The organism is Verrucosispora sioxanthis (genome assembly GCF_010560025.1).
Classification (GTDB): Bacteria; Actinomycetota; Actinomycetes; order Mycobacteriales; family Micromonosporaceae; genus Micromonospora; species Micromonospora palythoicola.
Genome location: NZ_SAIY01000003.1, coordinates 740,443 through 753,979, shown reverse-complemented (window position 1 = coordinate 753,979; position 13,537 = coordinate 740,443). Strand labels below are relative to the sequence as shown.

Below are 13,537 nucleotides of genomic sequence, written 5' to 3'. Positions count from 1 at the left end.
GCGCCGGACGCGTGATGTCAGCGGACGTCGAGCAGGTCGACCACGAAGACCAGCGTCTCGTTGGGCTTGATGACGCCGCCGGCGCCTCGGCTGCCGTACCCGAGGTGCGGCGGGATGGTCAGCCGGCGACGGCCGCCGACGCGCATCCCCACCACGCCCTGGTCCCACCCGGCGATGACCCGTCCGCCACCGAGCGGGAACTCGAACGGCTCGCCCCGGTTCCAGGAGGCGTCGAACTCCGCGCCGGTGGAGTGGGACACCCCGACGTAGTGCACGCGGGCCTGCTGTCCGGGCTGGGCCTCCGGGCCCTCGCCCACGCTGATGTCCTCGATCACGAGGTCGGCCGGCGGGGCGCCCTCGATCGGGCCGATCTCGGGCTTGCTCGCTGCCTGGTTCATGCGGATTCTCCTGGTGCGTCGGTTCCGGTCAGCACCATCCTGCCGGATGCTCCGGCCCGGTGCGCGACGTGCACCGACGCGGACCGTCGGCGGCCGAGCCGGACGGACACGGTGTCGGCGGGCGCCACCCGTGGGTGACGCCCGCCTCGGGGAGGTGATCAGGGTCAGCGGAGCCAGCCGAACCGCTTGACGATCGGCAACCGCGCCCAGGTGCGACCAAGCCCCCAGGTGTCACCGGCGTTGGTCACCGCGATCAGGGCCAGCACGCCGGCGTAGACGAGGTGGTCGTCCATGAAGGGGTTGTTCTCCGGCGGCAGGACGGCCGTCCACATCAGCACCAGCAACAGACCACCGGTCGCCGCGGCGACGCGCACCCCGATGCCGAGCAGCAGTGCCGTACCGATGGCGGCCAAGCCGATCATGAAGAGCCAGTCGGCCCAGGCGGCTCCGGCGATGCTGTTGTAGAAGCCCTGGAACGGGCCGGCGGCACCGAAGCTGAGGAAGCCCTTGGTCGGGCTGCCCCCGTTGATCCAGGCGTTCTTCGCCTCGGTGGCGAAGCCCAGGCCGAACACCTTGTCCAGGAAGGCCCAGAGGAAGACCCAGCCGAGCGCCAGGCGGAGCCCGGCGAGCAGCCAGCGGGCGGCCCGGGTACGCAGGTTCTGTTCCTGGCTGGTCTCGGCCACCGGGGTCTCGGCGGCGGTGTTCCGCTCGATCATCGCGGTCATCATGTCCACGTCCCTTCTCTGCTTCGCACCGCGTGTCCCGGTGGCACTTCCATTGGACGTGGGAAGGGCAGGTGGCGATCAGGGCCGGCGGGCCGTTACCGGCCGGGACCTTCGACCCCTGTTCGTGGGGACCGGTGACCGGGGCCGGCCACCGAGACGCGCCCCGGGTCAGTGGGCGACGTACAGGTCCGCGAGTTGCGCGGCCAACAGTGCGGGGGCTTCGGCCAACGAGGGTCCGTACCAGGTCAGGTGCCGACCGGACACCAGGGCGCAGGGAACCCCGGGAAACGCCTCGGGCCCGTCGTCGCGGGTGAAGCGGTACGGCTCGTCCGGCAACACGACGAGCTCGGGTGCCTGGTCCCGCAGCTGCGGCAGGCTCGGCCGTTGATACCGCTGCGGCTGCTCGGCGTACGCGTTGGCGACGCCGAGCCGCCGCAGCAGATCCCCGGCGAACGTGTCGGCGCCGAGCACCACCCAGGGACGCCGCCAGACCGGGACCACCGCGCGTCGGGGGACCGGGGTCGCCGGTAGCGCGGCCCACTCGGCACGAGCCCGGGTCAGCCACCGGGGTTGCCCCGCGCAACCCAGGGCGTGCAGCAGATCGGCCAGCTCGGTCAGCGCACCGTCCACGGTGCGCGGATAGGTCACCCGGGTCGGTATGCCCGCCGCGGCCAGGGCGTCGGCGTCCGCACGCCGGTTCTCCTCGACGTTGAGCAGGACCAGGTCGGGGCGCAGCGAACGGACCCGGTCCAGGTCCGGGTACTTGGTGCCGCCGACCCGTGGCACGTCCAGATCCGCCGGATGGGTGCACCAGTCGGTGGCGCCGACCAGCAGCCCGGGCAGGGTCGTCGCCACCGCCTCGGTCAGCGACGGCACCAGGGAGACCACCCGCACCGTGCACCTCCTCGGCCAGCCGCCGTCGTCCATCGTCCGGTCACCGGCGGCCCGCCGGGGGAACCGCCGGCATGATCGTCATCCTAGACTCGGTCAGCCGGCGGGAGGAGACCCTTGTCGAGCCGCTCGCGCACGGCGGTCCGGTTCTCGGCATGTCGCTGACCCGAGCCAACCGGCCGCGGCCGCCGCCGACCCGCGAGGAGAGGTTGAGAAGGACTCATGGGTACCACGATGGACGGTGGCCACGACCGCGAGCTGGCACCGGTGCCGGAGACCGCGGGTCGCGGCCCCGTGCTGGTCCGGGGGGAGCAGCGGGTGCACGCCGGGCTGCGCCTGGGCGAGATCGTCCGGCGTCGTCCACCGGGTGTCACGGCGAGCCAGTGGAACACCGCCAGCCGGACGCTGTTCGACCACGTGGTCTGCACGGCGGCGACCGGACGGCCCGAGTTCGCCGTCGAGTTCCACGCACCGTCGACCGACGCCACCGTCAGGCGGGCCGCGCGGACCACGGAGGCCGTCGCCGCCGCGACCGGCCTGCCGCTGCTGCGGATCGTCTCCGCCACCCTGCGCACCGCCGGACATGGACCACGGATCGTCGCCTACCTCGTCGACGCCCGCCGGTACGCCGCCGGTGCCGCCGGCTCGGACGTGGTGGCCGTCGGATTTCGGGACATCGTGGGCCGACTGCCCGACGGGCGCGACGGCGCGGTCAACGACCTTGGCGCGCTCGCCCGGGTCGAGGCGGTGCAGGCGTACGTGGCGCGGCGACTGGCCGACCCCATCCTGCGCGGGCTGCACGTGCACTGGACGCGAGGTCCGGCCGAGGGGTGGAGCTGGGCCGAGGTGCGTCCGGGCGAGCTGCTCGTGGAACGGGTGACCGCGCAGGCGTACGGACTCTCCTGCGGCGTCGAGCCGCCCCGGCTCGCCGAGGACCTCGCCGTCCTCGCGGTCGGGGAGCGGTTGCGGACGATCGAGGTGGGCGCGCCGCCGTTGCTGCCACGCGAGGATCTGCTCGCCGACATTCGGCGGCTACGCGACCGCCGTGACGAACTCGTGGGTGACTTCGCCTACGACCATCTGCTGCCGGCGGTGACCGCGTCCTGAACAACGGTGCCGGGCGAGGCGGACGGTGACCGGCCGGGCGCGGAAAGAAACATCGAAAAAAAGTTCACCGCCTTTGAACCGCCGTCGGAGCGGGCCCGTACCTCACCGCGAATGGACAGGAACTCCCCAACCCGCACCGGCAGGCGCGGGAGACGGTGCGGAAAGGGCATCGTCGTTCGTCGACGTGCCACCGGCACGTTCAGGCGGTCACCGTCGAGCGTGCCACCAAGATTCCGTTCGGTCCGTCGAGTCACGAATCAGGAACCGGATCGAGAAGGAGAGCAATTCGATGCGCAGGTCAACCCGGTCGCGCCGACCAACCGGTAACGCGCGGACCAAGCGACTTCTGGCCGTTGGCGCCACGCTCGCTGTCTTCGGCGGCGTCGTCGCCGTGACCCAGATCTCGTCGGCCGGTGACCGACGGTCAAACCAGCAGCAGCGACCGGTGGCGGCCGAATGTGTGGCACCCAGTCCCGGCGCCACCGCGCCGGCCGCTCGCGGCGCCACCACGACCCGCACGTGGCAGAACGGCCGCTGGGTGGTCAACCACTGGGGCGACGGGCAGCAGACCGTCGAGGAGTGCCAGGAGACCCGCGACGGCACCGACGGCGCGACCACCGGTGCCCTCGCGGTGGCCTGTCCGGACGTGGTCAGCCGACTGCCGCAGGTGCCCGACCGGGCCCGCGCCGAGGTCGACCGCAACCTGAACGCGTTGCAGACCCAGATCACCGAGGCCGACGAGCGACTCGCCCGGGAGGGCGACCGGGGTGAGGGGTTCGTCCGTAACGCCATCCTCAACCCGCTGGCCAGCAAGCGTCGGGCGACCCTCGGCCGGATCACGATCGCCATCGACCGCTTCGGCCCCCGGCCGCGCGGCCTCGGCAACCTCGCCACCTGCCAGGTGCAGCCGGTCGACAACAACAACGGCGGCAACAACGGTGGTGACAACGGCGGCGGTAACAACGGCGGCAACGACGGCGGCGGTAACAACAACGGCCTGGATGTGCTGGCGAACAACTGTGACAACAGTCAGCTTCAGGCGCACGACGGATTCCAGAACGGCAACCGCTGCATCAGCACCGCCTTCGGCGAGGTCGGCGCCGCGGCCAACAACCCGTCGCTGCTGATCACCGACTTCCCGCAGCAGATCGACCGCAACGAGGGCTTCTCGATCCAGGTCAGCACCCGCAACCTCGTCCGGGACCGGTTCCTGCCGGCCGGGCAGGGCGGCTACTACCTGGAGAGCTCGCTGCTCAACGGGCAGGGCCTGACCCGTGGCCACTTCCACACCGCCTGCCGGATGCTGAACAACACCGACGAGGCGCCCGCGCCCGAGCCGGTGCCGGCCTTCTTCGTCGCCACCGAGGACGGTGGCGGCGGTGCCGAGCCGGACCAGGTGACCATCCAGATCCCGGGCCTGCCGGACTCCGGTATCGCGCAGTGCGCGGTCTGGGCCGGTGACGGTTCGCACCGTATCCCGATGTCGGAGCGGGCCAACCAGACCCCCGCCTTCGACGCGGTGCGTATCCAGGTCAACTGACAGCGAACACGCGGCGGGGCCGCCCGGAATTCCGGGCGGCCCCGTCACATGTCGGAAAGCCGAGCAACCCTGTGGTAACCCGGCCCCGGCCGCGTCATACCCGACCCAAACCGTTCCAGAGCGGCATTCTCGCTGCTCAGCGGTTCTTGTACGCCTCGGTCACCTCGACCGGGATGCGACCCCGCTCGGAAATCTTGTAGCCGTTCTGGATCGCCCATTCGCGGACGGCGCGGTTCTGCTCGCGGTTCATTCCCGGGGTGCCTGAACCGATGGTACGACGTGGGTTACGGCCCGTGTCGGCAGCGCCACGGCCGAGCCGCCGGCCGGCATTGATAAACGGATCCAGCGCTTTGCGCAGGACACCCGCGTTCTCGTCGGAAACGTCGATGGTGTACGCCACGCCATCCAGGCTGAACTCGACCGTGCGGTCGGCCTTTCCGCCGTCGAGGTCGTCGGTCAGCACCGTGATTACTTGTTTGGCCATCGTCGATTACTCCCTGTGTCTGGCGGGGTGTGCTCAAAGTTTGACTGATCATCCGCCAATTGCGCAACAAAAGCGCTTCCGGCGGCGGTTCGCGTTTTGCGCGGCATCGGAATCCCCGATTTCGGATCTGCTCCGCGTGGGCACGGGCCGACGCGCCGGTCGACTCCGTCGCGTCGGCCGGCGGGCCGTGTGCCGGGTCACACCGAGGAACAACCTGGGCCAGCCGCGACTTGAGCCATACACGCTCAACCCAACGCGATAGCAGGTGTTCGATGGCAACTCTTCCGGTACTTCCACTGACCGACGCCGTGCTGCTGCCCGGCATGGTCATCCCGGTGACCCTCGACCCGACCACCCAGGCTGCGGTCGACGCTGCCCGGGCCACCGGCGACCGCAGGCTGCTCGCCGTACCCCGCCTGGACGGCGAGTACGGCTCCGTCGGCGCGATCGCCACGATCGAGAAGGTGGGGCGGCTGCCCAGCGGCGAACCCGCCGCGGTCATCCGTGGCCTGTCCCGTGCCCGCATCGGCTCGGGTGTGCCCGGCCCCGGCGCCGCGCTGTGGGTCGAGGCGACCGAGATCGACGAACCCGCACCCGCTGGTCGGGCCCGCGAACTGGCCCGCGAATACCGCGCGTTGATGACCTCCGTGCTCCAGCAGCGGGGCGCGTGGCAGGTCATCGACGCGATGGAACGGATGACCGACCTCTCCGAACTGGCCGACGCGGCCGGCTACGCCCCCTGGCTGAGCCCGGGGCAGAAGACCGAACTGCTGGCCGCGCCGGACGTCACGGCCCGGCTGGAACTGCTCGTCGGCTGGGTCAAGGACCACCTGGCCGAGCAGGAGGTGACTGAGCAGATCAACTCCGACGTCCGCGAGGGGTTGGAGAAGTCGCAGCGGGAGTTCCTGCTGCGGCAGCAGCTCGCCGCGATCCGCAAGGAACTCGGCGAGGACGCCCCGGACGGATCGGCCGACTACCGGGCCCGCGTCGAGGCCGCCGACCTGCCCGAGAAGGTACGCGAGGCGGCGCTGCGCGAGGTCGGCAAGCTGGAGCGGGCCAGTGACGCCTCCCCGGAGGCGGGTTGGATCCGTACCTGGCTCGACACGGTGCTGGAGATGCCGTGGAGCACGCGTACCGAGGACAACACCGACCTGGCCGCGGCGCGGGCCGTGCTCGACGCCGACCACGCCGGCCTGGCCGACGTCAAGGACCGCATCCTGGAGTACCTGGCGGTGCGCAACCGGCGCGCCGAGCGTGACCTCGGGGTGGTCGGCGGTCGCGGCTCCGGTGCCGTGCTGGCCCTCGCGGGCCCGCCCGGCGTCGGCAAGACCAGCCTCGGCGAGTCGGTCGCCCGGGCACTCGGCCGGACGTTCGTCCGGGTCTCCCTCGGCGGCATCCGGGACGAAGCGGAGATCCGGGGACACCGCCGCACCTACGTGGGCGCGCTGCCCGGCCGGATCGTGCGGGCGCTGCGCGAGGCGGGCTCGATGAACCCGGTGGTGCTGCTCGACGAGGTGGACAAGGTCTCCGTGGGGTACGCCGGCGACCCGGCCGCGGCCCTGCTGGAAGTGCTCGACCCGGCGCAGAACCACACCTTCCGGGACCACTACCTGGAGGTCGATCTCGACCTGTCCGATGTGCTGTTCCTGGCCACCGCCAACGTGGTGGAAGCCATCCCCGGGCCGCTGCTGGACCGGATGGAGCTCGTCACCCTGGACGGGTACACCGAGGACGAGAAGGTGGCCATCGCCCGGGATCACCTGCTGCCCCGGCAGCGGGAGCGGGCCGGGCTGACCGCCGACGAGGTCGACGTGGACCCCTCGGCGCTGGGTCGTATCGCGGGGGAGTACACCCGGGAGGCCGGCGTACGGCAGCTGGAGCGTGCCCTGGCGAAGATCATGCGGAAGGTGGCCGTGACCCTGGCCGACGACCCGACGCCCGCCCGCGTCGGCGCCGACGACCTGGTCCGCTACCTCGGCCGGCCGAAGCACACGCCGGAATCGGCGGAACGCACCGCGACACCTGGCGTGGCCACCGGCCTGGCGGTCACCGGTGCCGGGGGAGACGTCTTGTTCATCGAGGCGACCAGCATGGATGGCGAGCCGGGGCTGACCCTCACCGGCCAGCTCGGCGACGTGATGAAGGAGTCGGCGCACATCGCCCTGTCCTACCTGCGCGCCAACGGCCGTCGCCTCGGCCTGGACCCGAACGCCCTCGCCGGGCGGCGGATCCACCTGCACGTCCCGGCGGGCGCGGTGCCCAAGGACGGTCCCAGCGCCGGCATCACGATGGTCACCGCCCTGGCGTCGCTGGCCAGCGGCCGACCGGTACGTCCCGAGTTCGGGATGACCGGCGAGGTGACTCTCTCCGGGCGGGTGCTGCCCATCGGCGGCGTGAAGCAGAAGCTCCTCGCCGCGCACCGGGCCGGACTGACCGAGGTGATCATCCCGGCCCGCAACGAACCGGACCTGGACGACCTGCCGACCGAGGTTCGCGAGGCGCTGACCGTGCACACCCTGGCCGATGTCGCCGACGTCCTCGCGCTGGCGCTGCGCCCGGTGGACATCGACGCGGTGTCGCTCGGCGGCGATGGTCAGCGTCTGACCGCAGCCTGAGACACACCCGTGGGGGCCTGGGCAGGTCGGTCCAGGCCCCCACGGGGTTTGTGCGGCGGAGTACGGCGATCAGTCCGGCAGATTCTTGATGATGGCCTCGGTGACGGCCTTGGTGCTGGCGTTGCCGCCAATATCCCGCGTCAGTAGACCCTGCGCGGTCGTTGCCTCGATGGCGGCGTTTATCTTCTTTGCCTCGTCGGGCAGGCCGAGATGGGTCAGCATCATGGCGGCGCTGCCGATGGCGCCGATGGGGTTGCAGATTCCCATTCCAGCGATGTCGGGTGCGGACCCGTGCACCGGCTCGAACATGCTCGGATACCGACGTTCGGGATTGAGGTTGGCGCTCGGGGCGAGGCCGAGGCTGCCCGCCAAGGCGCTGCCGAGATCAGAGAGGATATCCGCATTCAGGTTGGATGCGACGACCACCGAGAGGTCCTCGGGGTGCAGGACGAACTTTGCCGCCATAGCATCCACCAGAACACTCTCGGTCTCGACGTCCGGATAATCGGCGGCAACCCTCCGGAATGTGTCGTCCCAGAGGACCATGCCGTACTGCTGTGCGTTGCTCTTGGTGACGCTGGCCACTTTCTTGCGGGTCCTGGTCCGGGCAAGATCGAACGCGAACCGCATGATCCGTTCGCACCCGACCTCGGTGAACAGGGCAGACTGGACGGCAACCTCTCCGCCCGCACCGCGGGCGGAAAGGTTGCGTCCGCCAAGGCCGGCGTATTCGCCCTCGGTGTTCTCGCGTACGACGACCCAATCGAGTTCGACGGTGTCGGCCTTGCGCAGCGGGCTGGTGATGCCCGGCAGAAAGTTCACCGGCCGCACATTCGCCCAATGATCGAAGCCTTGGCAGATGCGCAGGCGGAGACCCCACAGGCTGATGTGGTCAGCCACGGTGGGCCACCCTACGGCGCCGAAATAGATGGCGTCGAAGTTGCGCAACTTTTCCAGACCGTCATCGGGCATCATGACTCCGTGCTCGGCATAGTAGTCCGAGCCCCACGGGAACTCCTCCCAGTGGAATCCGAAACGGCCACCGGAGCGCGCTTCCAGCGCGTCGAGGACGTCCCGTCCAGCGGCGACTACCTCGCGACCGACACCGTCGGCGGGAATGGCGGCGATACGGAAACGGTGCTGATTGCTCATGGCAACTCCGGCCTCGTGGCAGTTGGTAGGCACAAATCAGTGAACCCGGATGTTCCATAGGCGTCCAACACCGCTATCCGATCGGTTGCATTGGCGCAGCCTATGAATCCCGCCGCACTACACCTCGCAGCTGTGGGTGTGCTCGCCGGCCGTCATGCGCTGCTTACCCACGAACGCCTTGACCGCGCGGGGCCGGCCCAGCTTGATCCGGTCCAGGGCCTTGATCCTGTCCTTTTTGCTCTTATCGCGCCACGTGTCGTCGTCGGTGTCGAAGGCGAGCGGCTGCAGATAGTCGACCGGGTCGATGACCCACCGCACGTGCGGCCGGTCGGCGTCCGGCACCTCCATGAGGTCCATCTGTTCCAGGTAGCCGGCGTACACGGCCAGGGAGCAGCCTTCCCGCGTCCGGGTGCCCGAGGTCAGATGGTTCGGCACGAAGATGCGTGGGTGCAGGACCGACTGGTAGTGGATGAGGTCGCGCAGGCCGTTGTTGGTGTAGTTCGCCGTCGACGCGGTCGCCAGGTGCAGGTCGGTCTGGGGAAGCGACGCGAGGCGGCCACGGATGCGCTCGCCGTCCTCGGGAGTGCCGGACCAGCCGTTGCCGATGCCCTCCTTCAGGGCACCCGCGGTGTTCTGCCACCCGAAGCTGAAGTTGCTGCCGTGCCGCAGGGTGATGTGGAAGTAGATGCTCACGGTGCCGCCGGAGCCTCCGCCGGTACGCAGGTTCATCTGCCCGGGCTGCGGGCTGGAACCCGGAGTGAGGGATGTGCCGGACGGGAAGAGCGCCGCGTCGCGCGGGTCGACGAGGATCTCGGTACGCGGTGGCGGGTACTGCGGGTCCTGCGGCACCGCGACCGAGTGCAGGTGCCGGAAGGCCACCACCTGGGCGTAGGGTTCGAGCACGTCGAGCCGGATCATCTCGGTGCCGGGAACGGAGTCGGCGCTGGTGACCGGCACGGTCCGGAGGACGGCGTCGGCGGGGATCCGGGTCTTCTGATCAGCGTTGACCAGCGGGTCAGCCTTCAGCCGGGCGAAGTCGGCGGCCAGCACGGCACAGGTCTCCTCCGAGGCGTAGATCGTCGCCCCGGTCATCGCCGCGATGTACGCCGCGTTGTCGGCGTGGTCGCCATGCCCATGACCGAGCAGGATGGCGTCCGGGCGGGCATCGATGAGGTCGGCGATCACCAGCGGCGTCCGGCCCCGTTCCACCTCCAGCCGGCTGATGAACGTGTCGAGGTAGACGAGCCGTCCGCCGACCGCCACGGCGAACGACGAGTTGGACAGCCAGGATGTGATGACGCGTTCCTGGGGAAAGGCGCCGGTCCGAGGATCGACGTTCTCCGGGCCGAACAGCCGCAACCGGGCGGCGATGCCGGCATCCGAGAGGCGTCTGCCGCCCTTCAGCGGTGCCCAACTGGTACCGAGGTGGGAGGCGAAACCCGGGGCGGCGGCGACTGTCGAACCGATGGCGACGCCGGACACCGCGGTGGCCGAGGCGAGGAACAACCTTCGTTTCATTGCTTCTCCTCATTGCCTGGTGCAGGCACGGAGTAGGGACGGGGAAGGTGAGGGTGCTCGCGGGTGGGGCTGAGATCGACTCACTCAACCAATGTGATCGCCGCCACGTCCAAGACCGGTGTCCTCTGGACGCGATAGCGCGCTCCTATGAGTCGTCGCGTCGCGCCTGATCAGCCGCGACGCTCGCAGCTACAGCACCGCCCGCCGACGTCACCCGGTGAGATGGTCCCGAGCGATCCGTCGTCCGATCTCGGTGAGCAGCTCGGCGGCGTTCGACTGGCATCGGTGGACGTCCGGTTCGACGCTGGTGAGCAGGTAGACACCGGCGAAGCCGGCGGCGGCGAGTTCGGCGGCGTCGAGCGTCGACTGACCGGCCACCGCGACGACCGGCACACCCGCGGAGCGTGCCGCGGCGGCCACCCCGACGGGAGCCTTGCCGGCGAGGCTCTGCCGGTCGAGCTGACCCTCGCCGGTGATCACGAGCCGTGCGGTGGCCAGGGCCGGGGCGAAGTCGGTCAACTCCAGGAGAAGCTCGATACCCGAGCGGACGCTCGCGCCGAGGGCCAGGGCGGCGAATCCGACCCCACCGGCGGCGCCGGCCGAGGGCGACGAGGCCAGTCGCGTACCGGTGCTCTGCTCCACCACGGTCGCCCACCGGGTCAGGGCGTGTTCGAGGTGGTGGACCTGCGCGGGGTCGGCACCCTTCTGCGGACCGTACGTCGCGGCTGCGCCCCGGGCACCGAGCAACGGGTTGTCCACGTCGGCGGCCACCGTCACGGAGACGCCCTGGAGCAGTTCGCGGGCCGGGTCCAGGTCGACGGAGGAGACGTCGGCGAGCCAGCGACCACCGCGCCGGACCTCCCGCTGATCGCCGTCGAGCAGCCGGGCGCCCAGTGCCTGGAGCAGGCCGGCGCCGCCGTCGGTGCTGGCGCTGCCCCCCAGACCGATGACGAGTTCCCGGCAGCCGTTGCGCACCGCTGCGGCGACGACCTGCCCGAGCCCGTACGACGAGGCGTCCAACGGCGCGGGAACGTTGTCGGGTAGCCGGCTGAGCCCGCATGTGTTGGCGAGTTCGACCACCGCGGTCGTGTCACGGGCCGCGTAGCTTGTCTGCACGGTGCAGCCGGTTGGCCCGTCGACCGTGACCGGGATCCGCTCGAAGCCGGCGGCAGTCAGGACCGCGAGTGTGCCATCCCCACCGTCGGCCATCGGCCGGCATCCGACGTCGAGTTCCGGACGTACGTCCTGCAGCCCGGCTCGTAGAGCCTGCGCGACCCCTGTCGCGTCCAGGGAGCCCTTGAACTTGTCCGGTGCCACAAGACATGTTGTCCTGCTGGTGGGCACGGTGCCTCCCGGGGTTGCTGCTGCACGATGGGCTGCCGGATCGGTAGCCCCATCAACCTTGGGTTGGCCCCGGTACGGCGTCCAACACGCTGGGTCTACCACTCCCATAGGTGGGGCCTATCGGACTGGCTCCGGCGAGATGGACCGGAGTCGGGTCGATTTGGTACGCGACCGACGAGGCCCGGCCCGGGTGCCGATCCGGTCTGTCAGGCGACCGGCCGATCACGTCTCTCGGCGCGGTACGCCTGGGCGACGTCGATGAACGCTCGGGCGGCGGGCGTCAGCTGGGTGCGGCGACTGACCATGACGACCCGGAGATGCGCCGTGGGGCGAATTGGCAGCACGTCAGCGCCAGCCCTGATGGCCAGATCTTTCCAGGCGGCGGGCAGGATCGCGTCGGCCACCCCGGCAAGGACGAGTGGCAGGATCGACGTACGGTGGGCGACCTCGGCGACCAGCCGGGCCTGGCTGCCCTGGGCCAGGATGTGATCGACGAGCTGCCGCATGAGGGAACCGGGCTGCGAAGCGATGAGCCGGTGACCGTCGAGATCGTCGGCGGTGACATGGTCACGCCCGTGAAAGGGGCCACCGGGAGCGGTGAAGAGCATCAGCGGCTGGTCCTCCAGGGCCACGATGTCGAGCTCCGCGACCCGGACGAGGTCAGGCGCACCGAGCAGGCCGATCTCGACGGCCCCGGTCCGCACGGCGTCGATGACCTCGTCGGGTACGAAGGCGGCGTTGACACTGACGGTGACGTCTGGATGGGCGGCGGCGAATCGTTGCATGATCGGTGCCAGCGGCTGGATGCCTGCGGAGGGCATCGAGGTGATCTCGACCCGGCCTCGGGCGACTCCCTTGATGGCGTCGATGGTCGCCTGGGCCGTGGCCAGGTCCCGGATGACCTGTCGGGCCGGGCCGATCAGTTGCTTGCCGGCGTCGCTGAGTACCACGCCGCGGCCGACCCGGTGGAACAGGGCAACGCCCAGCTCGCGTTCGAGGCCGGCGATGGCCTGCGACAGTGACGGTTGCGCGATGTAGAGCCGTTCGGCGGCCTTGCCGAAGCCCTCGGCATCGACGACGGCGAGAAAGTAGCGCAGCTGGCGGGCGTCCATCGCCGGTCAGTGCCGGGCACCGCTACGACGCCGCAGTGGTCGGTGGCGGCCGTCGTCGGATACAGCCATGGTGAACCTGCGGTGTGTCATGCGCGCACACCTTTCGCCGAAGTTCATGATCAGATCTTCCTGACCTGCCGACATGCAACCAGGCTGACGCCGATAGGTCCAGTGCCGGTTCGCGAGGGATCACATAGGTGACGCCTACTGGCGAGGATTCCTCGGCCGGACGGCTCTGCATCACCGACGTACGGACGAGTGGGCGCCCTCGGGTGGGCGTCAGCCCCGCAACTATAGGCACGACCTATCGGTTGGATCGATGCAGCGTCTTGGACGTCACTATGACCGCCGAGTTAACTGTTGTGCTGCAGGACACAGTCAGCTTGGAGACAGCAGATGCCGCGATCCCCGCCACCCCCACTGGACCTGTCGAAATGCAGGGCGACGTGCGAGCGTCAGGTGCCCTGAAGGTTGGATCGCCATGACCGGCTCGCTCCCGTGCCCGTCCGGTCGGTGACTCCGACGCAGCACGGCGTCGTCCGCGGAACCTGCGGCTAGGACGCAAGCGGCGCGAGACCTGTCCAGGTCGGCCCCGACTGGCGTGTCAGCGCGCCGACGAACGGACCCGACCGTTCCAACACCACGGCCACC

At 70.1% G+C, this 13,537-nt stretch carries 11 protein-coding genes; 3 read left to right on the top strand and 8 right to left on the bottom strand.

The annotated features are described in order from the left end of the window. Positions 1 to 17: 17 nt before the first annotated feature. The 3 genes from ENC19_RS12695 to ENC19_RS12685 form a co-directional block, all read right to left on the bottom strand. Positions 18 to 398, bottom strand: coding sequence for an FKBP-type peptidyl-prolyl cis-trans isomerase (locus ENC19_RS12695; RefSeq protein ID WP_164447340.1), 381 nt, complete (start codon positions 396 to 398; stop codon positions 18 to 20). Between the two features lie 164 nt (positions 399 to 562). After that, complete coding sequence (locus tag ENC19_RS12690; protein WP_164447418.1) at positions 563 to 1,123, bottom strand: DoxX family membrane protein; 561 nt, start codon at positions 1,121 to 1,123, stop codon at positions 563 to 565. 168 nt (positions 1,124 to 1,291) lie between these two features. After that, positions 1,292 to 2,017, bottom strand: coding sequence for a helical backbone metal receptor (locus ENC19_RS12685; protein WP_164447339.1), 726 nt, complete (start codon positions 2,015 to 2,017; stop codon positions 1,292 to 1,294). A gap of 219 nt (positions 2,018 to 2,236) precedes the next feature. Between ENC19_RS12685 and ENC19_RS12680 the strand changes: the two genes are divergently transcribed. Both ENC19_RS12680 and ENC19_RS12675 read left to right on the top strand, forming a co-directional pair. Beyond that, complete coding sequence (locus tag ENC19_RS12680; protein ID WP_235944673.1) at positions 2,237 to 3,121, top strand: PDDEXK family nuclease; 885 nt, start codon at positions 2,237 to 2,239, stop codon at positions 3,119 to 3,121. 289 nt (positions 3,122 to 3,410) lie between these two features. After that, positions 3,411 to 4,661, top strand: coding sequence for a hypothetical protein (locus ENC19_RS12675; protein ID WP_164447338.1), 1,251 nt, complete (start codon positions 3,411 to 3,413; stop codon positions 4,659 to 4,661). Positions 4,662 to 4,797: 136 nt separating this feature from the next. Here the strand turns inward: ENC19_RS12675 and ENC19_RS12670 are convergent, their stop codons facing one another. Further along, positions 4,798 to 5,145: a histone-like nucleoid-structuring protein Lsr2 gene (locus ENC19_RS12670; protein WP_164447337.1), complete on the bottom strand. Its 348-nt coding sequence runs from the start codon at positions 5,143 to 5,145 to the stop codon at positions 4,798 to 4,800. A gap of 272 nt (positions 5,146 to 5,417) precedes the next feature. Between ENC19_RS12670 and lon the strand changes: the two genes are divergently transcribed. Next, positions 5,418 to 7,760, top strand: coding sequence for an endopeptidase La (gene lon, locus ENC19_RS12665; RefSeq protein ID WP_164447336.1), 2,343 nt, complete (start codon positions 5,418 to 5,420; stop codon positions 7,758 to 7,760). Positions 7,761 to 7,829: 69 nt separating this feature from the next. Here lon and ENC19_RS12660 read toward each other — a convergent pair whose 3' ends face one another. The 4 genes from ENC19_RS12660 to ENC19_RS12645 form a co-directional block, all read right to left on the bottom strand. Continuing rightward, positions 7,830 to 8,912: a tartrate dehydrogenase gene (locus ENC19_RS12660; protein WP_164447335.1), complete on the bottom strand. Its 1,083-nt coding sequence runs from the start codon at positions 8,910 to 8,912 to the stop codon at positions 7,830 to 7,832. 117 nt (positions 8,913 to 9,029) lie between these two features. Then, positions 9,030 to 10,430 carry an MBL fold metallo-hydrolase gene (locus tag ENC19_RS12655; protein ID WP_164447334.1) on the bottom strand — a complete coding sequence of 467 codons (1,401 nt, stop codon included), beginning with the start codon at positions 10,428 to 10,430 and terminating at the stop codon, positions 9,030 to 9,032. 210 nt (positions 10,431 to 10,640) lie between these two features. Continuing rightward, positions 10,641 to 11,747, bottom strand: coding sequence for a glycerate kinase (locus ENC19_RS12650; protein WP_208020873.1), 1,107 nt, complete (start codon positions 11,745 to 11,747; stop codon positions 10,641 to 10,643). 233 nt (positions 11,748 to 11,980) lie between these two features. Further along, complete coding sequence (locus ENC19_RS12645) at positions 11,981 to 12,886, bottom strand: LysR family transcriptional regulator (RefSeq protein WP_164447332.1); 906 nt, start codon at positions 12,884 to 12,886, stop codon at positions 11,981 to 11,983. Positions 12,887 to 13,537 lie beyond the last annotated feature (651 nt).